The organism is Terriglobia bacterium, assembly GCA_020073085.1.
Taxonomy (GTDB): Bacteria; Acidobacteriota; Terriglobia; order JAIQFV01; family JAIQFV01; genus JAIQFV01.
The window spans coordinates 1-23,911 of record JAIQFV010000031.1 but is presented as its reverse complement, the minus strand read 5'-3'; the positions used below and the strand labels follow the sequence as shown (position 1 = coordinate 23,911).

23 protein-coding genes are annotated in these 23,911 nt (G+C 53.8%); 13 read left to right on the top strand and 10 right to left on the bottom strand.

Annotated elements, in window-relative coordinates; translation table 11 throughout:
• Nucleotides 1–27: 27 nt before the first annotated feature.
• From LAO21_20515 to LAO21_20475, 9 genes are all read left to right on the top strand, one after another.
• A complete protein-coding gene (locus tag LAO21_20515) occupies nt 28–606 on the top strand; it encodes a hypothetical protein (GenBank protein ID MBZ5555106.1) in 579 nt (192 codons plus the stop codon).
• A 355-nt stretch (nt 607–961) separates the two neighbouring features.
• On the top strand, nt 962–1,816 hold the full coding sequence (locus LAO21_20510; GenBank protein ID MBZ5555105.1) for an SAM-dependent methyltransferase: 855 nt from the start codon (nt 962–964) through the stop codon (nt 1,814–1,816).
• Nucleotides 1,817–2,222: 406 nt separating this feature from the next.
• Nucleotides 2,223–2,897 (top strand): hypothetical protein, encoded by a 675-nt coding sequence (locus LAO21_20505; GenBank protein ID MBZ5555104.1) that lies wholly within the window; start codon nt 2,223–2,225, stop codon nt 2,895–2,897.
• A 906-nt stretch (nt 2,898–3,803) separates the two neighbouring features.
• A complete protein-coding gene (locus tag LAO21_20500) occupies nt 3,804–4,133 on the top strand; it encodes a hypothetical protein (GenBank protein ID MBZ5555103.1) in 330 nt (109 codons plus the stop codon).
• Nucleotides 4,134–4,380: 247 nt separating this feature from the next.
• On the top strand, nt 4,381–4,833 hold the full coding sequence (locus LAO21_20495; protein MBZ5555102.1) for a hypothetical protein: 453 nt from the start codon (nt 4,381–4,383) through the stop codon (nt 4,831–4,833).
• 569 nt (nt 4,834–5,402) lie between these two features.
• Nucleotides 5,403–5,786 carry a hypothetical protein gene (locus LAO21_20490; protein ID MBZ5555101.1) on the top strand — a complete coding sequence of 128 codons (384 nt, stop codon included), beginning with the start codon at nt 5,403–5,405 and terminating at the stop codon, nt 5,784–5,786.
• Complete coding sequence (locus LAO21_20485) at nt 5,783–7,453, top strand: tetratricopeptide repeat protein (GenBank protein ID MBZ5555100.1); 1,671 nt, start codon at nt 5,783–5,785, stop codon at nt 7,451–7,453. Before LAO21_20490 ends, LAO21_20485 begins: the two co-directional genes overlap by 4 nt.
• A 59-nt stretch (nt 7,454–7,512) precedes the next feature.
• Entirely contained in the window at nt 7,513–8,535 is a 1,023-nt protein-coding gene (locus LAO21_20480) for a tetratricopeptide repeat protein (protein ID MBZ5555099.1), read from the top strand.
• A gap of 167 nt (nt 8,536–8,702) precedes the next feature.
• Nucleotides 8,703–8,984 carry a hypothetical protein gene (locus LAO21_20475; protein ID MBZ5555098.1) on the top strand — a complete coding sequence of 94 codons (282 nt, stop codon included), beginning with the start codon at nt 8,703–8,705 and terminating at the stop codon, nt 8,982–8,984.
• Here the strand turns inward: LAO21_20475 and LAO21_20470 are convergent.
• Nucleotides 8,955–10,034, bottom strand: coding sequence for an alpha/beta fold hydrolase (locus tag LAO21_20470; protein ID MBZ5555097.1), 1,080 nt, complete (start codon nt 10,032–10,034; stop codon nt 8,955–8,957). The genes LAO21_20475 and LAO21_20470 overlap by 30 nt on opposite strands.
• A 142-nt stretch (nt 10,035–10,176) precedes the next feature.
• Between LAO21_20470 and LAO21_20465 the strand changes: the two genes are divergently transcribed.
• Both LAO21_20465 and LAO21_20460 read left to right on the top strand, forming a co-directional pair.
• Nucleotides 10,177–10,404, top strand: coding sequence for a helix-turn-helix transcriptional regulator (locus LAO21_20465; GenBank protein ID MBZ5555096.1), 228 nt, complete (start codon nt 10,177–10,179; stop codon nt 10,402–10,404).
• Nucleotides 10,405–10,411: 7 nt separating this feature from the next.
• Nucleotides 10,412–11,461 carry a restriction endonuclease gene (locus tag LAO21_20460; protein ID MBZ5555095.1) on the top strand — a complete coding sequence of 350 codons (1,050 nt, stop codon included), beginning with the start codon at nt 10,412–10,414 and terminating at the stop codon, nt 11,459–11,461.
• On the opposite strand, the gene LAO21_20455 is transcribed toward LAO21_20460, so the two are convergent.
• From LAO21_20455 to LAO21_20420, 8 genes are all read right to left on the bottom strand, one after another.
• A complete protein-coding gene (locus tag LAO21_20455) occupies nt 11,438–13,192 on the bottom strand; it encodes an N-6 DNA methylase (GenBank protein MBZ5555094.1) in 1,755 nt (584 codons plus the stop codon). The genes LAO21_20460 and LAO21_20455 overlap by 24 nt on opposite strands.
• A gap of 311 nt (nt 13,193–13,503) precedes the next feature.
• Nucleotides 13,504–14,406 carry a hypothetical protein gene (locus LAO21_20450; GenBank protein ID MBZ5555093.1) on the bottom strand — a complete coding sequence of 301 codons (903 nt, stop codon included), beginning with the start codon at nt 14,404–14,406 and terminating at the stop codon, nt 13,504–13,506.
• Nucleotides 14,407–15,279, bottom strand: a complete 873-nt coding sequence (locus LAO21_20445) for a nucleotidyltransferase (protein ID MBZ5555092.1) — start codon at nt 15,277–15,279, stop codon at nt 14,407–14,409.
• Nucleotides 15,280–15,501: 222 nt separating this feature from the next.
• Nucleotides 15,502–15,807: a DUF3892 domain-containing protein gene (locus LAO21_20440; protein ID MBZ5555091.1), complete on the bottom strand. Its 306-nt coding sequence runs from the start codon at nt 15,805–15,807 to the stop codon at nt 15,502–15,504.
• 169 nt (nt 15,808–15,976) lie between these two features.
• Nucleotides 15,977–16,699 carry a hypothetical protein gene (locus tag LAO21_20435; protein MBZ5555090.1) on the bottom strand — a complete coding sequence of 241 codons (723 nt, stop codon included), beginning with the start codon at nt 16,697–16,699 and terminating at the stop codon, nt 15,977–15,979.
• The gene (locus LAO21_20430; GenBank protein ID MBZ5555089.1) at nt 16,696–17,058 is read right to left on the bottom strand and encodes a helix-turn-helix domain-containing protein; all 363 of its coding nucleotides are present in this window, start codon (nt 17,056–17,058) and stop codon (nt 16,696–16,698) included. Before LAO21_20430 ends, LAO21_20435 begins: the two co-directional genes overlap by 4 nt.
• A gap of 394 nt (nt 17,059–17,452) precedes the next feature.
• Entirely contained in the window at nt 17,453–18,661 is a 1,209-nt protein-coding gene (locus LAO21_20425) for an ATP-dependent Clp protease proteolytic subunit (protein ID MBZ5555088.1), read from the bottom strand.
• Nucleotides 18,662–18,671: 10 nt separating this feature from the next.
• Nucleotides 18,672–18,869, bottom strand: coding sequence for a hypothetical protein (locus LAO21_20420; protein ID MBZ5555087.1), 198 nt, complete (start codon nt 18,867–18,869; stop codon nt 18,672–18,674).
• Between the two features lie 1,164 nt (nt 18,870–20,033).
• Here LAO21_20420 and LAO21_20415 point away from each other — a divergent pair.
• Together LAO21_20415 and LAO21_20410 are read left to right on the top strand one after the other, a co-directional pair.
• A complete protein-coding gene (locus LAO21_20415) occupies nt 20,034–21,110 on the top strand; it encodes a hypothetical protein (protein ID MBZ5555086.1) in 1,077 nt (358 codons plus the stop codon).
• 524 nt (nt 21,111–21,634) lie between these two features.
• Entirely contained in the window at nt 21,635–22,369 is a 735-nt protein-coding gene (locus tag LAO21_20410; GenBank protein ID MBZ5555085.1) for a methyltransferase domain-containing protein, read from the top strand.
• A 201-nt stretch (nt 22,370–22,570) separates the two neighbouring features.
• Here the strand turns inward: LAO21_20410 and LAO21_20405 are convergent, their stop codons facing one another.
• Complete coding sequence (locus tag LAO21_20405) at nt 22,571–23,425, bottom strand: hypothetical protein (protein ID MBZ5555084.1); 855 nt, start codon at nt 23,423–23,425, stop codon at nt 22,571–22,573.
• Nucleotides 23,426–23,911 lie beyond the last annotated feature (486 nt).

The window sequence follows — 23,911 nt, the reverse complement described above, 5'->3', positions numbered from 1 at the left end:
AGGACCCCTCCCGGTTTGGCGCCCTTTATGAAAGTAACTTTGAGCGGGTATATGCCTTCATCGCACGGCGTAGTGTCGCTCCAGGCGCCCGTGGATCGGGATTTCGGCGAGCGCGTAGGCGGCGTGAAGGATCCACTCGGAAATCAATGGTACATTGCCACCGGTCTGGGGAAAAGCTACATCCTGGAAGGTCTGCACACGGTCGCACCGTTCCTGCATCCGTTGCGCGCTGAGCCGGTCTTCAACTTTCTCAGGCGTGCTTTCGGCGCACAGGAAATTGTGAAGCATGCATCCCCGGACGGCGTGGTCCATCACGTCAAGATTAGAATTGGAGACTCGGTCCTGGAAATGAGTGAAGCTCACGAACCCTATCAGCCGATGGCATCGACATTTTATCTAACCGTCCCGGACGTCGATGTGGCATATCGCAACGCCCTCGCGGCCGGCGCCGAAGGCATGTGTTTGAGGACGAATAAATTCGTTACTACTTCGGGTGCCGCCGGCATGCGCTCTTTGCATGCCTGCGTATCAGAACGAATAAATTCGTTACTACTTCGGGTGCCGCGGGCATGCGTTCTTTGCATGCCTGCGTATCAGAACGAATAAATTCGTTACGACTTCGGGTGCCTCAGGCATGTGCTCTTTGCATGCCTGCGTGCCAGAACGAATGAATTTGTTACGACTTCGGGTGCCTCAGGCATGTGCTCTTTGCATGCCTGCGTGCCAGAACGAATGAATTCGTTACGACATCGGGGTGCCGCGGGCATGCGCTCTTTGCATGCCTGCGTATCAGAACGAATGAATTCGTTACGACATCGGGGTGCCGCGGGCATGCGTTCTTGGCATGCCTGCGTGCCAGAACGAATGAATTCGTTACGACTTCGGGTGCCGCAGGCATGTGCTTTTTGCATGCCTGCGTATCAGAACGAATGAATTCGTTACTACATTGTGAACACAGGCTATGACCCACACTGGACCCCTACTTCAGACCATCTCTGACACAGCGCGTTGGGCCGCTGTGTTTCGGGCACGTGAGAGCGATCGGCCCGACGCGCTCTTTCGTGACCCCGTGGCCCGTCGCCTGGCGGGTGAACGCGGCGAACAGATCGCCAATACCTTGCCCTATGGCGACCGCTATTCCTGGTCGTTTGTCACCCGGACCCAAGTGATCGACCAGCTTATTCACGATCAGATTCAGCAGGGCGTCGACATGGTCATCAATCTCGCTGCCGGCCTTGATGCGAGACCGTACCGGATGGTCCTTCCCCCGTCTTTCCATTGGATCGAAGTGGACCTTCCAGAAATCATCCATTACAAAGAGAAGGTTCTTGAGGGCGAAAAGCCCGCGGGAAATCTGGAACGGATCGGGTTGGACCTCGTCAACGGGAGTGCCCGTCGCGACCTGTTTGATCGATTGGGCCGGATTGCAAGTAAGGCCCTGATTATCACTGAAGGGCTGCTCCCCTATCTCAGCGAAGAGGAGGTCAACTCCCTGGCAACCGATCTTGCCGCTCCCTCCAGCTTTCAACGCTGGATTCTCGACCTCCTGTCACCCGGGCTCGTCAAGAGATTGCAGCGGAGCCTCGGACCCTATCTGAGCCACAGCGGCGCGTCGATGAAGTTTGGGCCGGAAGAAGGTCCCGAGTATTTCACGGCTTACGGCTGGAGGCCGGTCAAAGTCTATTCGATGCTTACCACGGCCGCGCATCTGCATCGGCTTTCATTCTGGTTGCGTCTCGTGGCATTGCTTCCCGAACCGACCGGCCGCCAGGGTTCGCGGCCGTGGGGAGGCGTCTGCCTGTATGCGAGAAGGTAACCACAGAGTCCGGTGCGTGATGATCAAATAGGGAAACCTCCGTTGCCCATCAATGTTGGGTTGCACAAGCCCGACGAGGCGGGCCGTGATCCGCTTCCGCCGGGGGGATTATGGACCACTCGTTACTCCGGTCTTAGGTTGACGCGGATGCGCAAGGCGGGATCACGGCTACCAAAGCGTGCCTCTTCGTGAGATAGTATCTTCCGTCACTATTTTCTAACATGCTGCATGAAATATGAAACAGGATACCGCTCGGCGCGTAGAATGTAGTCAGTGGTGGAGTGGAATGCCTCGGGTTGCCGCCAATTCTTGCATCGCAACTTATGCGTGATCGACCGCCTTCCGACCACCGCGCCAAGATCGCAGAGCTTTGGGTCAAACCAGAGGAATGAAAAGGAGGTTATCGATGGGAAATTCGAGATCTGTTTCCACCTGGAGTCTGATCGCTATCCCGGCGATCATTACCCTGGGAATCACGATTCTTCGCGTGACGGGAGAACTCCAGCACTGGTCCACGCTGTTGTTCAACCCGGCGGCTGGCGGTGGAGGCGCCATCATCGGCATATCGTGGCTCCCGATCATCCTTGGCCCATATTTTGCCTTGAAGTTGGCCAAGGCAGGCGAAGGACCTTCCAGCGTGGGCCGGTCCATTGCTTTCGCGTTGCTCGGCCTCGTGGTGCTTTTCCTCTCCAGTTTCTTGCTTCAATTGACTTTCGAGCACCCCTCTCTTCTCACCCTGCTCGCGTTTCTGCTGATGCTGGCTGCGGCCTTCATCCCGCGGTTGGGATGGCGCTCGCTGGGGGATGTTCTGCTGGTTTATGCCTTCGCGGCCCGCATCCCGGTCGTGGTCGTCATGTACCTGGCCATGCGCGGAAATGGAGGGGCCGGGTGGGGAACGCATTACGATGTGGTCCCGCCGCAGTTTGGCAACCTTTCGTTCGCCGTGAAATATTTTTACATGGCCCTCGTCCCTCAGATGACCTTGTGGATTGGATTTACCGTGGTGGTGGGCTCCCTCATCGGCGCTATTGTCTCCGCCATCGCGCGTCGGGGGAAACAGGGCGTGCAGGCTGAAGCGTAGACACAAGACATGACTGGGGTCCCGAGAACGAATAAATTCGTCACTACCTCGGGTGCCGCGGGCATGCGTTCTTTGCATGCCTGCGTGCCAGAACGAATAAATTCGTCCCTACACCGGGGTGCCACAGGCATGCGTTCTTTGCATGCCTGCGTGCCAGAACGAATAAATTCGTCACTACACCGGGTGCCGCAGGCATGCGTTCTTTGCATGCCTGCGTATCAGAACGAATGAATTCGTCACTACACCGGGTGCCGCAGGCATCGCCCTTTGATGCCTGTGTATCAGAACGAATAAATTCGTTACTACACCGGGTGCCGCAGGCATACGTTCTTTGCATGCCTGCGTATCAGAACGAATGAATTCGTTACTACACCGGGTACCGCAGGCATCGCCCTTTGATGCCTGCGTATCAGAATGAATAAATTCGTTACTACACCGGGTGCCGCAGGCATCGCTCTTTGATGCCTGTGTATCAGAACGAATAAATTCGTTACTACGTCGGGTGCGGCAGGCATCGCCCTTTGATGCCTGCGTATCAGAATGAATAAATTCGTCACTACACCGGGTGCTGCAGGCATCGCCCTTTGATGCCTGCGTATCAGAATGAATAAATTCGTCACTACACCGGGTGCTGCAGGCATCGCCCTTTGATGCCTGCGTTTCAGAATGAATAAATTCGTTACTACACCGGGTGCCGCAGGCATCGCCCTTTGATGCCTGCGTATCAGAACGAATAAATTCGTCACTACGCCGGGTGCCGCAGGCATCGCCCTTTGATGCCTGCGTGCCAGAACGAATGAATTCGTCACTACACCGGGGTGCCGCAGGCATCGCCCTTTGATGCCTGCGAACCCTGAATCTATTGGTGAAACCTCAAGGAGACCCGAACATCAATGGAGGACAAACATGGCTAAGTCCGCCGCAGTCACGATGCTTGTCTCTTACTATCCCAAAAAAGGGAAAGAGAAGAAGCTGCTTGCTTTGATTAAGAAGCAATGGCCTGTGCTGCATCGTGCCGCCCTGGTTTCGAAAATGAACCCACAGATCTGGCGCGCCTCCGACAAGCAAACCCACCGGCTTTTCTTTGTGGAGATGTTTCAATGGAAGGACGCTCGGGCTTCCGACGTCGCCCACCGGACCCCTGAAGTCATGGCGATCTGGGGGCCAATGGAACCTCTCCTGGAGAACCTTCAGTTATCGCGCATCGAGCCCATCCCGTTGCGTCCTGCACAGTGACTCCACCTTCGCGCAAGGGAATCTGAATTCTGCGCATGAATGGACACCCTGGCCATAATGTACCCCCGCCCCTCAACCCCAACGAGGCTGTAAACTGAAGCCCAGCGTTGGCCCTGGGTTCCTGCTCCCCTTCCACAAAGATCCCTCCACAAAAATGTTGAAATCTCCCCTAAAACGTAATAATCTGCCCCGATCCCAAAACACTTAACGGATTGCGGGCCATCGCCCACAATCGAAGGAGGATTCGATGAATCTGGGTAAATCCTATCGATTTCGAACGGACAGCCCGGGAGGATTCCATGCCCTCGCCCTCTTGCTGAAGGACGGGTTGCTCTCGTCGACCTCGGTGGTCGACGGCGCGTCCGGCTTCTTTGACGTGCAGCAGTTCCGGGGAAGCTTCACTGGAACATTTCACGACACGACGACCGGCACTGACACGCCGGTTCACGCCGAGTTTGCCCCTGTTGAGGCGGATACGACCCTTTTCTTTCATATGACGTTTGATGCGGGCTTTCTTCGCACCCCGGGGACGGCGGAATCGTTTGCCTTTGGACCCTATGACCGCAACGGGTTCACAATTGGTTTCGCCGGTGGACAAAATAGCTTTTCGATGACGGTGAGTGCGAACGGGACATTGACCACCACGGCCGCCGACACCAGGCCCACCGACCCATTGGCCTCGTTTAATTGCAGCGGCTAGGCGCACTCCGAAGGGGCCACGGCGAATTGTGTCGCGACGTTTAAGGATATGACCACCAAGAACGTTACCCTGACACTCAATCACACGAATCAATGAAACCCGCGGCTGGAAGATGTCCGGAGTTTGGTGTGCTGATTCGGTCGGAATTTCGGACATTGCTTGCGCGTGATTCAGCAGGAGAAGGCGCAGACAGAGATTCGACCGAACGATGGCATGTGACGTGAGTGAGGTGGCTGTCCCGAATGATGCGATGTTCAGGGGGGCATTCCTACACGATTGCCCCCCACCCCACTTCGGCGACCTTGTCTCTTTCCATCGCGTCGCTTGAGCGTTCAGAGCCGGATTGCGTCATACCTGCCGGAGCTGTCTTTGATCTTCACATGCTTGCGTGACCAAGTAAGGGGAGAGTAAAATGCAAATCAATCACAATAAGGTCAAGGGGACAGCCTCACCTGTCAGGCTCGCCTGAACATCGGACCTCAAGGACGTGGAGGACAGGCCTTTTCCATTTGCTGAAACGATCCGCGCCAGACCGAGTTAGAGAATCGACCCGCTCCAAAGGGGGTTTCATGGCAGACCTATCGAAACAAATTATGTTAAACGTTGATGCCGGGCCGGACGCCGATCCGGAGGATGTGGCAGAACTCACCCATCGACTTCGCAACGAACTCCTGGAGTTGGACGTCGATGGGGTGAACCCAGTCCGAGGGGGGCCTGCACCCGCAGGCGCCAAGGGAGATCCGATCACGTTAAGTGCGCTCCTGGTCACGCTGGCGCCCGTGGTCCTTCCCGCGCTCATCACGACCGTGCAGTCGTGGCTCAACCGCCATGACCGCACCAGCTTGACCCTGGAGAGAAACGGCGAGAAGGTTGTCCTCACTGGAAATCCCTCCAAGCAGCAGCAACAGATCATCGACGCCTGGATGAGCCGCCAGAAGGGGGCGACCGCGTGAGCGGGGTCAAAAGCGCCCTGATCATCGCCAATTCGCAGTACGAGCACACTGGCCTGCGACAACTGACCGCGCCCACCCAGGATGCACAGGCCCTGGCCGACGTCCTGGCGGACCCCACGATCGGGGGATTTGAAGTCCGGACGCTTGTCAATCAGCGCTGCGCCGAGGTCATGCATGAAATCGAGAAATTCTATCGCTCCCGCACCCGCGACGACCTCTTGCCGCTCTATTTCTCCGGTCATGGGTTGAAGGACGAGGATGGGAAACTCTATCTGGCAGCCCTCAATACCGATCCGCAGTGGCTGCGCTCCACCGCCATCCCCGACCATTTCGTCAACGAGGTCATGGCCGGAAGCCGGTCCAAACGACAAGTGCTGCTGCTGGACTGCTGCTACAGCGGGGCGTTTGCAAAAGCCCTGTTGGCCAAAGGCGAGGCCAACGTGGTTCTGAAGGATCATTTCGAGGGACGAGGGCGGGTGCTGCTGACCGCCTCCGACGCCGTCCAGTATTCCTTCGAATCCGGCATCTTCGAATCGGCGGTCGAGAGCTCGGGTTCGGTCTTTACTCAAACGCTGGTGGAGGGGCTTCGGTCAGGAGAGGCCGATCAGGATGGCGACGGCGTCGTCTCCCTCGACGAGCTTTACGACTTTGTACATGACCGTGTCCTGGATGTGACGCCTCACCAAAGACCCATGAAGTGGGAGTTGGACGTGGAGGGCGAAATCATCATCGCCCGCAATCCCGCCCCTTTCGTGAATCCCTCGGATCTGCCCCAGGACATTCGCGATGCCATCGGCAGCAAGTTTCCCAGTATCCGCGAAGAGGCCATCCACGAACTGGAACGTCTGCTCCGCGGCAGACACCGCGGGCTCGCCCTTGCAGCTCGCACGGCGCTCAAGACCCTCACCGCGGATGACAGCCGCAGGGTCTCAGACGCCGCCGAGAAATGCCTTGCCGCAAACCCGGCGCCCGCCGCCCCCGAGGAAATGATCCTCCAGAGTTCCCCGGGTGCCGTGGCCCCACCTGCCCAGCCGAAAGAAGAGATCACAACTCGCCCCGAACGGAAAACGCAGGAGGAAGCGGAGAGGAAAGCACCCCCGGCGGCTGAACCAAGACGATTGGAGACCCAAAAAGCGGAAGCCGTACGCCTGGCTCCTGAAAAGGAAGAGAGCCGAACACGCTGTGAACAGGGTGTCGCACTCTTCAAGAAACGCGATGTGGAGGGCGCCATCGCCGAGTATCGGGCGGCACTCCGGTTGGATAAGGACAATGCGGAGGCGCACAACGGCCTGGGTGATGCCCTCTTCGAAAAAGAGGACTGGGACGGGGCCATGGCCGAGTTTCGTGAAGCACTGCGCCTGAATCCCCAATTCGCCGAGGCCCAACGAAACATCGGCGTCGTCTTCGACCAAAAGGGGGAGTTGGACGAGGCGATGGAAGAATATCGCAAGGCGTTGCGGCTGAACCCCGATTCTGCCGAAGCCCACACGGCAGTCGCCAACGGACTCCGCGTGAAGGGAGATCTTGAGGGGGCACTGGCCGAGTGCCGTGAAGCCATTCGTCTAAAACCGGCGTACGCGAGTGCGCACAATATTTGCGGGTTGGTCCTCTCTGACAAAGGCGACCTGGATGAAGCCCTCCCGAGCACACCACCGCCCTGCATCTGACGCCGGACGACTGGGTCCTGCACTATAACCTCGGATTAGTCCTCGCGAGCAAAGAAAATTTGAACGGGGCCGCAGCAGAATACCGGGAAGCCATCCGGCTGAATCCGAAAGCAGCTGCAGCGCACAACTCCCTCGGCGACATACTCTTCAACGCGAAGGATCATGAGGGCGCCATCGTCGAGTTCCGGGAGGCGATCCGGCTGAAGCCCGACTATGCCGAGGCCCACGGAAACCTCGGCTATGTGCTCTCTGCCAAGAAATACCTGGCCGGGGCCATCGAAGAGTTGCGCGAAGCGATCCGCCTGAAGCCGGAGCTGGACTGGGCGCGCAGGGAGTTGGTACGCGTGCTCCAGGAAAAAGGCGACCTGGAGGGGGCCATCGCCCAGTACCGCGAGGCGATCCGGGTGGAACCCACCTGGACTTGGTGCCGGCAGGAGCTTGTTGATACGTTCAAGAAGAAGGGCGACCTGAATGAGGCTCTCGCGGCGCTACGCGAAGTGCTCCAGTCGAAGCCGGACGATGCCCTGGCTCACAACGACGTTGGAAATTTGCTGTATGACAAGGGCGACTATGCGGAGGCCATTTTGGAGTATCGGGAGGCCATCCGTCTCAAGCCGGACGACGGGGTGCTCCATTTCAATCTCGCCCAGGCACTTCAACAGAAAGGCAAATTGGAAGTCGCCATCGCCGAATGCCGGAAGGCCATCAGCCTGAAACCAAACGACGCCGGCATCTACAATGCTCTTGGAAACATGCTCTTTTCAAAAGACCTCTTTGCCGACGCAGGCACTAAATATAAGCAGGCGATCAGCCTCGATCCATCCGTCGGGGTCTATCACCATAACCTCGGCCAGGTGCTTTATCGGCAGGGTGATATAGAAAGCTCGATCACGAAATACCAGGAAGCCATCCGCCTGGACCCAAACCTGGCGGTGGCGCACTTTAACCTGGGAGTCGCTCTGGAAGGCAAAGGTAACCGGATCGCTGCTCTAAGAGAATACCGCGCTGCCCACAAAATCGAGCCCGATAATGCTGATTATCGGGCTGCCTCCGACAGACTCTGGGACCAGTCAAAGAAGTAATCCAACTCACCAGAATCCAAGTCCGAGGTACGGAAGGCTGATCGGATTCAGGCGCCTGAAGTCTGGGTTTTGTTTGTAGGCCGGCTTTTGGAATTTCTCACTTTCCCCTTTTTTTGACGGATTCTCTTAATAAACCTCCCAATTTACGCTTGAATGGATTTTGCCTTTTGGCTTTTGGACTTTGGGTTTTATTTGGAATTCGTCCGCCGCCGAGGATTTTGGCTTTTGGACTTTGGGTTCCATTTGGAATTTGTCCGCCGCCGTGGATTGGAATTTGGGTTTCACTTGGATGGTGGATTTTATTTGGACTTTGGACTTTGGAATTTGGATTTTATTTGGACTTTGGACTTTGGACTTTGGATTTTATTTGGACTTTGGACTTTGGACTTTGGACTTTGGACTTTGGAATTTGGATTTTCTCACTCGCCCCTCTTGCCGGATTCTCTTAATAGCGCCTCAAGATGATCCTTCCAAACTTCTGGCAGCGAGTGAGTCCCGTGTCCCCGAGTCCTATCGCTGATCGGAATCAAAACGAACCGCCCCCGTTTCACGCGCTTGATTTGCTGTTCGGCAATGCCCAGCTCCGGCGGATTCACCTGATCGTCGGCGGAGTTGATGGCGAGGAGCGGCGCTTTGATCGCTTCGAGCTGTGGCGACGGATCATAGTCGCGTGACGCGTCGAACTGGTACAGCATATCGTTGGCGTCGGTACGGGAAAGACGCAGCTTCACCAGGTCGTCAAACATCTTGTCAGCCTCCGGAAGGGTAGGCGCCTGGTTCTGCCAGTACAGCGGAGTGCTGGTCATAAAGATCATCGTGTAAATGGCGCTCGTCAAGCCGCGTGGTTGGGTCTTGTATTCCCCGTTTTTCCATTCGGGATCGTTTCGGATGGAATCGAGGACCATGCGGCGGGTCATGCGATTGCGGCCCGCGATCTGGACAGGCAGGCTGGCGAGCGGCATCAGCGCGTCCATGAAGTCCGGGTACATCTCCCCCCACATCCACGCGTGCATCCCGCCCATCGAGGTGCCCATCACCAGGCGGAGATGGTTTACCCCCAGGCCTTCGGTCAGGAGCCGGTGCTGGAGGACCACCATGTCGTGGTAGCCGTAATGAGGAAAGCGCGCGTGCATTCCATCGCTGGGCTTCGTCGACTGCCCGTGGCCGACGTTGTCGGGCAGGATGATGAAATACTTGGTGGCATCGAGCAGTTGTCCCGGCCCGAACAGCACGCCGGCAAACGTGTCGGTCAAGAACTGTGTCCCCGCCCCGCCGGTTCCATGCAGGATCAGCACCGCATTGCGGATTATTCCTTTTTCATCGCGGACCGGAGTGCCCAGCGTCCGGTAATGCAGCTTCAACAACGGCAGGGTCTCCGCACTCTCAAACTCGTAATTCTTGATCGTGAAGTCGCCCTGAACGGGTGTGGGATGGTTGGCTGCAACCCCAGCCGAACAGTGAAGAAGTAATAAAAAAAGCAGGAGGATCCTTTTTCTCATGGTTTAGCTCTCCGGACACTATATTTGTGCTCAATCCATAGGCCTCGTGTTTATGCTACTTCTAGTCTGTAGACTCAGAGACATCACAGCTGTAATTATACCCACGACGATCAGCACCTCAATCCAAACCTCATGACTGACCATGAATAACAACCTTGACCTCGAACTACGAAATATTCTCGCCGAGAACTTGCGCGCATTCCGTCGTAAGAAGAATCTTTCGCAAGAAGAATTCGCTAGCAAATGTGGTCTGCACAGAACGTACATTGGCTCAGTCGAACGCTCAGAACGCAACGTGACATTGCGTACCTTGGTTGACCTTGCGACCGCTCTACGAACCTCGGTCCCCAATCTCTTGACGAAGAGGTGAGCCCGGAATGAGCGGTGACTCCCAACTTGCCAAGCGCTTTGTTACTGCAATCAGCAAAAGCGGTCTTTCCATTTATGACAAGATCGAGGTGGGTTCAGACCTTTGGATACCGTCTCCTGAATTGGAGGTTCTCCTTAACGAGGGGTTGCGAAACACTCCTCTTTTCGGTTTGCCGCTAAGAACTCGATCAAAGGTTGTTAAGGAAAAGATATGTCGAATCCTTGGTTATCCCATACCGTCCTCTTTCAAAAAGAGCCATCCACGATTTCTCGGCCAACTCTTCGACACTTACATTCAGAAATCGAACAACCTGCAAGTCTGGAACGAGGAATTGGATCCTGGCCGGCGATATGTGATCATCCGTGTGTCCGGGAATGATCGGATAGAACGAGTGAAAGTGGTCAGCGGTAACGCATTAGCAAAATTAGACACCACTGGAACTTTGACGCAGAAGTACCAGGCACGCCTTACCACTCGTTCGGAGCCAGCTGAACTTGTCACTCAACAGGACACAGAAAACCTTCTGGCGTGTCTGCTCACACATAACCCACCCACGGTCTTCCAACCGAGTCCGACTGACCACCCCAGCGCAAGTGACTTGCTTCCGATCGGTGTGGTCTATGAGCGGCTTTCCCAGCTAATCGGGCAAGGGTTTTCTGATATTGGATCAGATCAAGAACGAAACCGTGGGGGACAACTTCACCGGCTCGTATGCATGAAGCTCGGATATTTGCACTACGCAGATGACGGCAGCTTCCCAGACATTCGTAACCAGCTTTTGGAGGTGAAACTGCAAACATCTCCCACCATTGATCTGGGCCTCGTGCTACCCAATAGTAGAGATCTTCTTGACGTTCCAAACATTCGAGGGATGCAAATACGTCACTGCGACGTCCGATACGCTTTGTTTTATGCCAGCACGAGGAGCAATTTTATTACACTGACTCATTTTTATCTAACTACAGGAGAGGCTTTCTTTACGCGCTTCACCCGGTTCGAAGGGATGGTATTGAACAGAAAGCTTCAGATACCGCTACCGACTGGTTTCTTTCAGTGAGAAACCAAACGAGAACCACACGAGATCGTTCAGTCGCCTCTCCAATCTCGAGGCCTCGCGCGATGGTGTCAACTCATATATTCTTTTCGCAATTTCGATGAGTTCCTTCCCGATATCGGTCTCACAGGATGGAAGAGGGAACTCCTGGACATACTGTGTAATGAATCGTCTACGACCAGCATATAGTTTATTATTAAAGCGGTGATCATAGTAAGTTTCGATGAATGAAGAATTGGCCACTGCCAGAGCAAGCCAGAGCAATTCAGTCTGTCCGACATTTTCACACATCAGCCAATAGCAGTCACCGTTTACTACGGAACCGGTGAGATCCATCCAAAACGTCGGTCTTTCTGAAATGTCTGGAAAAACCAACTTAGGAGAAGTCCATGCATTCGGATCTTGAGGTACCCATATCTCGTACCAATTTCTCCCCGCATCCAGAACATATTTTCGCGCTTCTAGTTCGGCCCGAAATCGTCTCAAAAACTGCGCGGTACGTGGATACTTTTTGAGATCCACCGCAACTCTTTTACCCCCGACAACCTCATGTGTATATAAAATGCGCTGCTGCAACTCGGGCACTATTGCTCTGAACCGCCTAGCCACGTGGTGTGTTGCCAGTGGTCGCAAAAGCTCCGGTCTCCGGTTTTCCGGAAGTTGATCCCAGTGGGACCCAATAAACACTTTATCTGCGCAAGTCTTCACTCCTACGCGGACCTTACCTAGATATCCAAACGTACAAAATGTATGGCGATCGACCTGTTCGAGCCACGCGTCGGAATTTGGAGTCGCAATACGCCATACTCCAGTCGCGCCCGACCCACAATCTAAACTGCCGTGTTGAACCAGGAAGCGTTTGCCGCCTTTCACATCGACTATTCCGGCACAATTAATCGCGTCTATCACCGATTCACAATGCAGAGATTCCCCCTCTGAACGCGTCGTATATATCGTGGTAAAAAGAGAAACTGCTGAATTTCCGGTTTTATCTTTCTTTCTTAAGAGGAGGACCGCCGGGAGGACAGCAGCCTCGAAGAGCTTTGTGTCCCCCATATCCCATACATGTAAAATATCAAACTCTTCTCTTATGCTAGCGCGTATGCTCGCGCCTGACTTCGTAGTCATAAACCGATTCGATACTATGATTCCAGCAATTCCGCCTGGTCGCAAGGTAGCTGCTATACCTTGTATGAATGCGTAGTACAGGTCAACGCGCCCAGAGAGATTAAATCGCCGAGACAGTTCACTCGCCCGCTTGGCACCCATCACTTGCGTCCTAACATATGGCGGATTAGCAATCACCAAATCGAATTTGTTTACGGACATTCTTTCAAACAAAGTGTTCTGTCTTGTGAGACCGTAGGATTCCAAAACAAAATCCAAAAAACTTTCACACATCATGGACATTCTGGCCTTGGGAAAACACTTCCTTATACGCGCTTTAGCGGCATTCAGGGCAGCCTCATTGGTCTCAAAACCAAAGATGTGAAGTTTCGAGTCCATCTGGTTTGATGCTTCCCGCATAATTGAATGAAGAAGCTCGCCGTCGCCTACTGCGGGATCAAGGATGCAGACCTCAGGAGCACTTTTCTTTGACGCCCAAGCATCCACAATCTGATGCGCAACAAAATCAGACAGGATCGAGGGGGTGTAATGTGAACCAGTGGATTTGCGAGCCCTGCCAGAAAGGCGTAAATTGGAATTTACAGACATTGGGGTGAGTACGCTCATTGAATGGTTTGTTTAATAATTAGGTTTTTAGGGTCGGATCTAAATTTTCAATTTTCCACGTCTAGAACGATCAGAATTCACAATTTGGACCTGCCTGCTTATCACTATATATTGGCTACTGGCCAATAACGAACAGCGATGGGTCAGGCACCCACATTCGACATTTGCGATGAAAAGACAAAAGAACTTGGCTTTCTTCTTGGGCAAGAAGTTCTTGAACTGTTGAGTGTCGGTGCCTGACCCGAACGCATGCGTCCTCCGGGGAGCAGATTAATGCACCGAAGTTGCTGTGAGCTGGCAGATCGATATACTTAAAGATTCTTTTTTGCCTGCGCAACCAACTCGGCAACTCCGTAATTCATTTGCATTTCGTAGTCACGCTGAAGCCGCTTATAGATTATGTCAAAAACGAGCGGACTTTTCTTTCGGTTTTCACAAATTTCATCTTGGAGCCCGCGAGATCCCGCAGTGACTTCAGCTTCAGGTTTTCCACTCAGCGCGTCATTCCACATCTGCTCGGAATGTTCCTTTAGGTTATCCAAGCGCGCCGCCGCTTCCATCTGTTCTGTAAATTGGCGCACCCCAAGTATTAATGCCGGACCAAGTGGGGCAATGACCTTCAACATAAAATCTTCAAGTGTAATTTTATTCCCCATGGCGAGGCAAATCATCAGGGTAAAGACTGTGACAACTATCGCAATCACCCACGTCGCGTAACGCCTGCGCTGCTTTGAGTCCCACCAGCAATTCGACCTCTGACATGCTAGCCGACCAATGTGTAATGGAAGATCCCCGATAGCCGAAGAATACCAGTTGGTCAAAGGAGGCAGCTTTGCGGCCCATTTTTTGTACTTCTCACTTCGTTCCTTGACTAGTTCTGGATCCGGACGATTGCCTGCCTTTAAACAGTTCCAAGGCAGCGATAAGACATCGCAATCAAATGATTCTTGAACTCGCGCCGCCGCATCTCGAAGGCGTTTTTGCCACGGGGTGAACCACACAATATCCGAGAGCACCACTAGTATACCCCACAACGCTGTGTAACCTCTAAGCTTAGGGAATATCCCAACAAGCAATGCTGTTACAACCGCGACGGGGCCGCCGAGAATCAACTGTGCGATGAATACTTTCTTTGCAGTTCCGTAGAGTTGGCGTTGGGCGCCCAATCGCTGCAGTTGTCTTTCGGTGTTCTGTTCAATAAGAATCGTGCTCATTCAGTAGTAGTAAGTTGGAAATTCGTTATCATAGACAAGCCGCCACCAATCAAATCCGATCGAAATGTTCTCAATTCCCGTCGCTTGTCGGGCTTTCTCCGCTCGTGTAACCGCTGTCTCCAGCTTCGACAGAGCATCCTCGCGTAACGCGTCGGATTTGCAGGCTGAAATATAGCCAGAAATGCCCATCGGATCCCGCATATCAGCGAGCTGATTATCCCACAGAAGCCGAAGCACTCTTTGAACGTCAATGTCGTACACTATTGCTGATTCACTACTCGCGTACTTTGCGACGCGCAGCTCAAGATAAAACGAAGAAATCGGAACATTTCGGTAATACTTCCAAGCCTTGATAAAACGTACGAGGGGCTTGACTTTCCCACCGAGCTTATCATCGAGCGATCTCACATAAGCATTGTGGGCATCTGGACTGGCGTTCATCCACCCAGACGCACAGTCTGCGATATCATAAACTTTGAAGCCATTGCATTCGTTGACATGATCGGCGGGGACAATTTCAGTGCTCTCTGCTTTCCTCCAGCCAAAAGGGACGGCAACAGCAGGGCAATTTACCGTAACCCCCGTATCGGGAAACCGAGCCTCAAGGGCGTTTCGAACTTTTGTCAGAGACGAGGTAGATAGGAGAGTGAGTTGGTCCGTCGGCAGACAGGCCAAATAATCAACGTCGCTGTATCCCGAAATGCTCGTGCCGTTTCCAAATGATCCAATTCGGGCAAATCGCTTGAGTCCAAAGTTGTTCTTCAAGCAAGCCTCAATGGAGGCGCGGTGGAATTTGGCTGACTCAGACTCCACAGTGGTTGGGGTCAATTTTGTTAGGAAGTCCCGGAATCCTTCATCAATTGTTCTTGGCATAGTATATCTCCAGTAGCGGTTATACTAAAATCTCGTCGCTCATAAGGCCTGGGATCAGGATAATTGGGAACAGCCAGAAATCTCCAATTTGCAAAACTGAGCCCAGCCATCTGCCTATCGTTGGTAGAAGCCACAAAATTAGGTAGCTGGTCTGGTTTTTTTCAGAATCAAAGTGGGTTGGTGAGGTCAGCGCCGAAACCTGACCCCACCTCCGCCGCGTGCCTAACCGATGATCCGACAAGCACCAGTACAATCATCCAGAGCCAGTAGATTATCCTTCCATTTGCCATCGGAGTATGTCCTGAGGTAGGCGGCTTTATTGCCATCCCCTCTGACGACGCCGATATAGACTTTGTTTCCGGTGGAGCGATCGACTGTATAAAAAGCTTCCTGCTTCGATTCGATCCTCAGAATCGCCGCATCCCGAGAGATACGCCAAAGGCCAGCGAGATTGCCGATGTATGTGATGTGCTCATGGGTGTTGGAACGGTCTGGTTTATTGATACACGTAATCTCAAATTCCTTCATTCGAATTTCCTTTCTGTTTGGGTTTTTTTGGCTGCGAGAACCGTCTATCCTCCAAGGGCGTCCGCGTTCCTTGACGGAATGCACCTGGAACCGGGTTCGTCCAGGTGGCTGTCGCCCTCTTGGATGTGATTTGCTGTTGACTTTCAACTCAACATTCCTGTCAAATTTTTTAAAAGAGCAATCGGGCCTGTCCCTTCGCATCCTCCAGCGAGGGGTAAAGCCTTTTTGTTTCTTGATCCACGTACAAGAGATTAAACTGTTCCAATCGCACCCGGAGCGCCGAAATTGTGACGTCAAACCGCTGGGCCAATCGGTATAGGTTCGGCCATTGCGTTCGGTCGACCTTCTTGGCTTCGTCGATGATGACAGCGCGGGGCATCAGAATTGCGGCTGCGTAGCGATTCACGGAACGCGCTTCATCCGGGCAATCTAAGCGGGAGTTGATCTGAAGCAAGTGCTCGCGGCCCCCCTCACAAGAGAGCAAGGTTTTCATGATCTGGACCTGACCACTGGTTGAACAACGATATGCAAATATGCCCGGAGCCGTCGCCTCGAATAGCGTGGGGCAATCCAGCTTTGATTTGTCCACAAACAGATCCCAATGGCCCATCTCGTGGCCCTGGGTTAGCCGCCGACGGCCCGGTTTCTGTTCCATTTCGTGCTTGCGGCGTTCATTCATCACAATCAGCCGATCGGCGGCGCGTAGTCCGGCGAGGATTTCCTCTCCTGCCAATTCATCGATGTCCTCCCAGAGGATCCTAAGCTCCAAAACGAGTTCACCGAACAGTTCCACGTCGACGGGCAACGACAGCGGTCGCTCCAGCTTCCGCTCAAAGGACAGGAGACGCTGCTCCGCGATTTGCTCGATCTGTTCGTTCCGATAGAATTTCATCTCATTTTATTCTGAATGTCTAGCAACAGGTTCTTCCAATCCTCCTCCGAAAGCCCTTTAGACAGGGCAGATCGAAAAAACATCCGAGCACCTTCACTTTTTTGGAGCATATTGCCGACATCCGCCGGAGCCTTGCCAGCGAGGGCTAGCAGCTCATCACTATTGCCTCTTAGTTCTGCCGCTAAGGCTAGGATCGCTGATGCTGAGGGCACAAGCCGGTCGTTTTCGATCTTGGAGAGGTAGGTGAAATCGAAGCCTTTCAGCGGTTTTGCGAGGCGAGCGGCCAGATCACGCTGCGAGAGTTTGGCATCGAGCCTCAGCGCCCTGATCCGACTTCCAAGCGTAATTTTGCCTACCACCCTTTTATCCTATCTGAATGTTGAGTTGAAAGTCAACATCAATTTTCCGACTTATGGTGTTTTCCATGATAGGCAACTTGAATTCTCTGCCGTGTCGAGCTATTTTTTGGGGGGGGGTAAGGCTGAACAGCATGAAAGAAGCAAAAAGCATCTTGTGTTACCCAATCTCCACAATCATCCTACATGCATCGACGCAGGAAGTTCTTATCTCCTCAAGCTGAATAAACAGGGACTCAAAAATTTTGTAGAAGTATCTGCTATATGCACCGGACTATGTATCAACCTGCCGGAATTGTGGTGCCCTTTCTTACGGCCAGCAGCATTCCGCCTCTCCTTAGTAACCAATTTCTTTGGCCAATCTTCGCCACCACCTTTGACCTTCAAGGTTTCTTGATTACCTCCCTGCTTGGTCGCTGGTTTGACCAGTAACTTGTCTTTCACTTATAGTTTTCGACTCTTCATTGCCCCTTGCAATCTCGGGCTTCGGGGGGTCTGCTCGGTACTCAGCTATGAGCCGAAAGCATGGCAATCCACTATCACCCATCACTTCGTCAATGAGTCCAAGCCAGAAGGCATCTGTCGCCGTAAGTTCGTTATCTCCTTCCTGCAAGGCATGACAGAGTGCCACAAAAAATGCCCATAGTGGCTCCAATAGTGGCCGAACTTTATTGATTAGAAGTTTCGTTCTATCTGCGTCTGGGGACTGACTTACTTCTGCTTGTTCATCTTTGCTTAGCGAGAACCATCCCCACTGAGAGCATAACGCGTTCAGCCGGTCGCTTTGGGAACTTGCTAGGTGTTCATTGAGGAGGAAAAAGTCATCGGTCAGCCGCGTCAGGCCCCCACCCTGAAAGGTCCAGTCCTTGTCACCTTTGTTATTCGTTACCTCAAAGTCTACGATTGCTTTTATTCGGGCAGCTTCAGTTTTTGCCACTTCCTTGTATGCCTTCTTACGCTTGGCCGCTTTCAGAAGCGCATCATATCTTCCGTGGCGCTCGCGGGCGGTTTCAAAGAGCTTCTTGGCCCGAGCGGAAAGGCTATCCGATATGACGGCGAGGAAGCATTCTGTATCCGTCATTTGTTTCCGAGGATTCTTTTTTCGGATATCATCGAACCGGTCCTTCGACAGCATGAAACGAAACATGAATCGGCTTTCGATCTTGCGAACGAGTTCCATTGCGTATGTCTCATTGGTCATTCGCAGGAGTTGGGCCAGCATCGATGTCGTTTCGACCGTCATTGGCATTTCCCGAAATGTTCTAGAGCCGTGATAAAGAATCGTACTTTGAGGTAGAGCTATAGCGTAGTCTCCCGACGAGAGCAGGTCAGCCGCAGCGCTTGCCGCCCTAGATGTAACAACGGTGATGATACGACAAGGTAGAGCAAAATCTTGATTCGAAGCAGTAAGCAACCTCCATAAGCTTTCCATGTGGGAGATGTTTCCCCCAACGCTATCGATATAGACGGTGATCGGAGACCGATTTTGGCTCTGGAGAAAAACGATCCGTGGAGTAAGGCGGTAAACGAGCTTCTCATCGATGACGCCTTGAACGTAAACTGCCCTGGAAGGATTGGGCCTAAAAATGTCCATTGGAACGATCAAATCCTTCTCCTTACTTTCGGCAACGCCACGCTCGTATCTCTTCGGTTTGCTCAGGAATGTCTTGGCGCTTCATTGTTAGCTCATCATGAACGTCACGAACAAACGCGCTCAAATTCGTTCCGTACTTTTGGTAAACTCTGCGGATTGCCTCACTGAGGGCTTTATCTTCAGAAGTTTCGACGTTTGACTTGCGGATCTTCTTTCTCATGTGTGACCCTCCCTTTACGGAGATTCAAGCCACATCGTTCGTATACCTCTTCAGAAGAATGATGTCAAGCCGACCGTAGAAAAGCCGGCGTCATACATCCCAAAGTTGTGTCAAAAGGAAAATGTAGGTGCCTAACCCGAATGACTGTTGCGAATATGCCTTGCAGTGAACCCACGAGTGACACCAAACACGCAGTTGGATCATTCCGGTCCTGCTCTGTGTGGCGATCGCCCTCTCAGCTCGAGGCGGGATGGCGAGCTGGAGTGATTTCTACGGGACCCCCCACGTACCACTTCTGCTGCTCTTTCTTCCTTTATTGGTATGCTCCGGGATTGTCGCCTCAGAGGTGGAATCGGGCCGGGCGTTGATCGTGCATTCCCTGGGGATCTCCCGCGCAAGCTTTATTGTAGGGCGTGCCGTGGGAGCGGCTGGTTTCTGTCTTGGGGTGGCGATTTGCATTCAGTTATTCGTGGGGATATATCTCGTCCTCACTCACCATGTTCCAACCCTGCGGGGCGCTCTGGGGGCCTTGATCGGATTGACCCTTTGCTTCGCGTATTCAGCGTGCCTCCTGGTTTTTTTCTCGACCGTTCTGCGTTCGTGGGGGAATACAGGAGTAGTGCTTGCTCTTTCGTATTTGGTCTACCCATTCGTAGACCACCTCTGCAGAGAAAGGCCCAACGCCTTGTGGCTTTCCCGCCTATTTCTTATTGGACCCTATGAAATGGTTCTGCGAGGATCCGAGTCCTTGCCATTTCCAGTGGTAGACCTCGCCATAGTTGTTGGAGCGTGTGCTCTCTTGATCACCGTAGCAATTCTCGTTTATAGCAGTACTCAGCTCGGTAAGATCGCAGGACACGAAACTTCCTGACTCGGGGCTTGCCAACCACAGGAAGGCCAGCCATCTGTGTCATCCGCGTAATCTGTGGATGAAACAACGACGATCAGTTGCCACTCCTGCCCCACATACATCCTTCGCTTGTGCACCAGAACAGTCCTGGAGTCAGGGCCGAATAGGGAACATTTTGGAGGCCCTCTGATCCATCAGGTGTCAAGCTCGCCCCCTGTTTTCGTTCTCTTTAAACGCATCGCGAAGCGGCTAAAACCGGTGTACAATAAGATCCGTTTTCCAATTAAATAGCCAATCTCCATTGAAGAGGCGCCATGGATCAAATGGAGCAACTCCGGGCCGCGGCCAGCTCACTCTTGAATAAAGCCCAGGATGCGTCGGTGTCCGAGCTTGCTTCTGCCGTTGAGAAGACGACAGGGGTTCTGAGACTTTCATCAGACATGGAAAAAGCGCAGGCGGAGCTCCGAAAAATAGCGCTCGAAGAGCGTAAACTTCAGCATGAGAATGAGACGGCCTCAAAACGGGAACGTTCCGAGCGCCTCAAAGAATACGTGGCAATCCTGACTCCCGTTGTGACCATCGTGACCCTCGCTGCCACCCTGATCGCACAGAACTGGCAGTTTATGCGCGCCGAGCGGGACAAGAGCGAGGCGGCGCTGGATGCCCGGTGGGAAGAGACCGTCAAAACCATTTCCGAGACCAGTAAACTGCCGCCGGGCATCATCGCGCTTCACCCGTTTTTGAATTCTCCAAAATATGGCGACCGCGCCAAGCTCACTGCCGTCCAGCTCCTCGCCAACAGCACCGACCCCGTGTTCTTCAACGATCTGTTCGGGGCGGCCTTCGTGCCGGTCGATTGGAGTAACCTGGAGTTCGTCTTGAAACTCGATCGGGCCCTCAGCACCAAAGGAACTCCCCTGTTGAACAAGTCGTGGGATCCGAAAACCCAAACCAATGACCGCGGGAAACTCAGTCCAGAGGAAGCGAGTCTGCTCGACTACTTCACTACGATTACACCCAGGATCTCCGCCCAGGTCGGTTCAGTCCTGAAAACCCGTCGACCCAACGCCTCAACGCTTGACCTCTCCGCAACGTACTTCAAAGACGCCGATTGGCGAGGAGTGGATTTGAGCGGCGACAATATAGAGAACATGTGGCTGGTGTGGGTGAACCTCAAGGAAGCCAATCTCGATAAGATCACCCAGTTTGGAGGAGCCGTCTTCTTTCGCGTGGCCTGGTGGGAGGCAAAAGCGGTGAGCCCGGAACTGCTTGAGGGCCTGGTGAAGGACTATCCATGCGAGCCGGGCGTCGAGTACGGACGTGACGGAATGAAGTTTACGGCTCTGCAATGCGCCGCCGCGCTCGATCGCCTCCGGCATAAGACGCCGTAGCCGCCACCAAATTTGCAACGCAGAGCCGCAAAGACCGGCGGAGTGGTAAACTACAAAACCTATTAACCTCTTCGTGCCTCAACCCTGTTCATTCCGGACCGTGCCTGGCCGACCAGTCGATTCGTTCTCTCCGCCTTGGTCTGTGTCATCCGCGTCATCTGTGGATGATTTGCCGTTCTCAGCAATCTGACACAAATCATCATTCAATCTAATCTCTCCCGCTTCTTAAGAGAAAGAGGGAGAAAGAGGGACAGACACCTGCCTTGCTGATATTCCTGTGAGGTTGCTTGGGAAAGGGTGTCTGTCCCTGACTTCTGTGAGGTTGCTTGGGAAAGGGTGTCTGTCCCTGACTTCTTCGTCTGGACATTGAGGCCAACCTTACTGCATACTTTTCGAAGAGATAGAGGGACAGACACCTGCCTTGCTGACAATCCTGCGAGGTTGCTTAGGAAAGGGTGTCAGTCCCTGACTCCATGAGAGAGCGCATGGGGATATGGGACGTGGCGACGTGAGGAGAGATTCGAATGGCGTTTACCAACTGCTATGGAGACACCACCCGGGCTGAGGCGTACGCGCAGCTCGAATTCGCCAATACCTACTACCTGGCCTACCGGGACATTCCCGCCATTGTCCGGGATCATGTCACCGGAACGCGGGCGCTCGATTTCGGCTGCGGCCCGGGGCGTTCGACCCGATTTGCGCGGCAGCTCGGCTTCGACGCCGTCGGCGTCGACATCGCACCCGAAATGATTGCGAAAGCCAGAACGATTGATCCCGCCGGCGATTACCGTTTGGTCCAGGATGATAATTTGAGCGAGTTTCAGGCGGGTGCGTTCGATCTGGTCCTTTCCCTTTTCACCTTCGACAACATCCCCGGGTTCGAAACGAAGGTGCGGCTGTTCCACGATCTGGGAGCCCTGTTGAGTGCCTCAGGGAAAATGGTCAGCGTCGTCTCGTCCCCTGAAATCTATACCCATGAGTGGGCGTCGTTCTCAACAAAGGACTATCCCGAGAACCGTTTGGCGCGATCGGGAGACACGGTGAAAATCGTCACCACCGACTTCGCCGACCGCAGACCCACCGAAGATATTCTCTGGACCGATGAATCCTACCGCGAGGTTTACGACCGTGCCCGTCTGAGTCCGGTTGCAGCGTACAAGCCCCTGGCCAAAGGCGATGAGCCCTACCTGTGGGTCAATGAAACGAGGATCGCCCCGTGGGTCGTTTATGTGCTCACGCGGCAAGCGGTTGGGGGATAACCGATTGGGGAGTGCCGAAGGTTGCACATTTCGCACCTCCGAGCCGCGGAGAAAATCGGAGAGCAAAACCACAAGACCAAACAAACGCTTCAGGTTTTCAAGCCGATCTATTCCGGTTTGTGCATCGCCAGAGTATCGGATGTTTGTCCGCAATTTCCTCTGTATCATCCGCGAAATCTGTGGATGAAAAACCCGCTGGTATCAACCTCTGCCCCCGAATTTCATGCCCGGTCCGATCACAGCGACAAAAATGACGACCACCACCGCGGCGGTGATGATCCATCCGAGGTTCCGAGTCACCGGAACGGGAGAAGGGATGCGAATGCTTCGAATCCATGGAAACAGGAAAAATAGCGGCAATAACAAAAACCCCCATGCCCCCAACGTTGTACTGATTGCCGAGATCAGCACCTGGGGCATACTCAGGATCGAATTGAATGCCCCGGCGGCACAGGCGACAAAGGCTGCAGCAAAATACGGAATGAGGATCAGCCGCCACAGGCGGCCCCCTTCATCCGATCCGATGAATGAATGGACTTCCCTGGTCGTGACCCAGACCGATCCGAAATAAAATAACGCACCCGCCAGGGCCATCCCTCCTCTCCATTGGAACTGCGTGGAGACGCCCCTGAAGGCATTCGCCAAATCGCCCGAATTCGTCAAACTCGAAGTGACCACGTAGCCCCAGCCGGTGAACAGGTTGTATGCCATGCTGAGCCATAAGAAGTAGCGGGTGTGCACGGAAGCGGTGTGCATCCTTCGAACGATCAGCCAAAGAAGGGTTCCCATCACGAGATTGACAAGAATGCCGGCCGCGCAAATCAGCGCCTGCCATCCTCCGAGACATTGAAAATGAATGGTTGAAAGCGAGACCGGCCGGCCCCCGGTGGCAAGACAGACCCCACCATGCCCCGCCAATTCGTGAAGCAGGTCACAGCCCACGTAGGCCACGATGCCGATCGCGGCGAGCGTCAGCACATCATCGCGCGGGCCGCTGCGGTGCGAGGCAGGGAGGGCCGATTCCGGGCCAGCATCAATTTCTTGGTCCAATGGCATTGAATGAACCGTGGTCACATAATGAACCGGGGTCAGGCGCCAACCGCGCCCGGACGTTGGCCGCAAGGCTCAGGCCGGCCATGAGAAGGAAAATGCCGGTGAGGTATCCCAGGAATGGATTTTCAGAAAATCAAGGGACGCCGCGGACCCCCAGCCCGAAGCGAGCACAGATCAGATTTTCGACGCCGAAAGCCCCTATGGCAACGGCGAACAAAAGCTGACCTCTTGAGAGGACTTTCTCCATCAAGTCTCCTCCGGGATTCATCTTGAGAACGTAAGAGTGTACCACTCCATCTGCGCCATCCGAGAAATCTGTGGATGAAACAATCGTCGAAAGTCGGAATGTCGAATGTCGGTGCCTTCTATGAGGCTGTTTTTGTCAAGCTCCTTGTGCGCTGCTTTTCTGCTCGGGTTTGGTGGCTCTTTTTTCAGTTCGGGAAATTCCTGGAATTGTCCCGGAACGACCTTCTATCCGTGCCGATCAAA

Excerpts from the sequence above, each read along its gene's own strand:
- LAO21_20455 (MBZ5555094.1), bottom strand. The coding sequence starts at position 13,192 with ATGAGCGTACTCACCCCAATGTCTGTAAATTCCAATTTACGCCTTTCT.
- LAO21_20505 (MBZ5555104.1), top strand. The coding sequence starts at position 2,223 with ATGGGAAATTCGAGATCTGTTTCCACCTGGAGTCTGATCGCTATCCCG.
- LAO21_20445 (MBZ5555092.1), bottom strand. The coding sequence starts at position 15,279 with ATGCCAAGAACAATTGATGAAGGATTCCGGGACTTCCTAACAAAATTG.
- LAO21_20410 (MBZ5555085.1), top strand. The coding sequence starts at position 21,635 with ATGGCGTTTACCAACTGCTATGGAGACACCACCCGGGCTGAGGCGTAC.
- LAO21_20415 (MBZ5555086.1), top strand. The coding sequence starts at position 20,034 with ATGGATCAAATGGAGCAACTCCGGGCCGCGGCCAGCTCACTCTTGAAT.
- LAO21_20470 (MBZ5555097.1), bottom strand. The coding sequence starts at position 10,034 with ATGAGAAAAAGGATCCTCCTGCTTTTTTTATTACTTCTTCACTGTTCG.
- LAO21_20490 (MBZ5555101.1), top strand. The coding sequence starts at position 5,403 with ATGGCAGACCTATCGAAACAAATTATGTTAAACGTTGATGCCGGGCCG.
- LAO21_20510 (MBZ5555105.1), top strand. The coding sequence starts at position 962 with ATGACCCACACTGGACCCCTACTTCAGACCATCTCTGACACAGCGCGT.
- LAO21_20500 (MBZ5555103.1), top strand. The coding sequence starts at position 3,804 with ATGGCTAAGTCCGCCGCAGTCACGATGCTTGTCTCTTACTATCCCAAA.
- LAO21_20435 (MBZ5555090.1), bottom strand. The coding sequence starts at position 16,699 with ATGAAATTCTATCGGAACGAACAGATCGAGCAAATCGCGGAGCAGCGT.
- LAO21_20460 (MBZ5555095.1), top strand. The coding sequence starts at position 10,412 with ATGAGCGGTGACTCCCAACTTGCCAAGCGCTTTGTTACTGCAATCAGC.
- LAO21_20495 (MBZ5555102.1), top strand. The coding sequence starts at position 4,381 with ATGAATCTGGGTAAATCCTATCGATTTCGAACGGACAGCCCGGGAGGA.
- LAO21_20515 (MBZ5555106.1), top strand. The coding sequence starts at position 28 with ATGAAAGTAACTTTGAGCGGGTATATGCCTTCATCGCACGGCGTAGTG.
- LAO21_20440 (MBZ5555091.1), bottom strand. The coding sequence starts at position 15,807 with ATGAAGGAATTTGAGATTACGTGTATCAATAAACCAGACCGTTCCAAC.
- LAO21_20465 (MBZ5555096.1), top strand. The coding sequence starts at position 10,177 with ATGAATAACAACCTTGACCTCGAACTACGAAATATTCTCGCCGAGAAC.
- LAO21_20450 (MBZ5555093.1), bottom strand. The coding sequence starts at position 14,406 with ATGAGCACGATTCTTATTGAACAGAACACCGAAAGACAACTGCAGCGA.
- LAO21_20405 (MBZ5555084.1), bottom strand. The coding sequence starts at position 23,425 with ATGCCATTGGACCAAGAAATTGATGCTGGCCCGGAATCGGCCCTCCCT.
- LAO21_20420 (MBZ5555087.1), bottom strand. The coding sequence starts at position 18,869 with ATGAGAAAGAAGATCCGCAAGTCAAACGTCGAAACTTCTGAAGATAAA.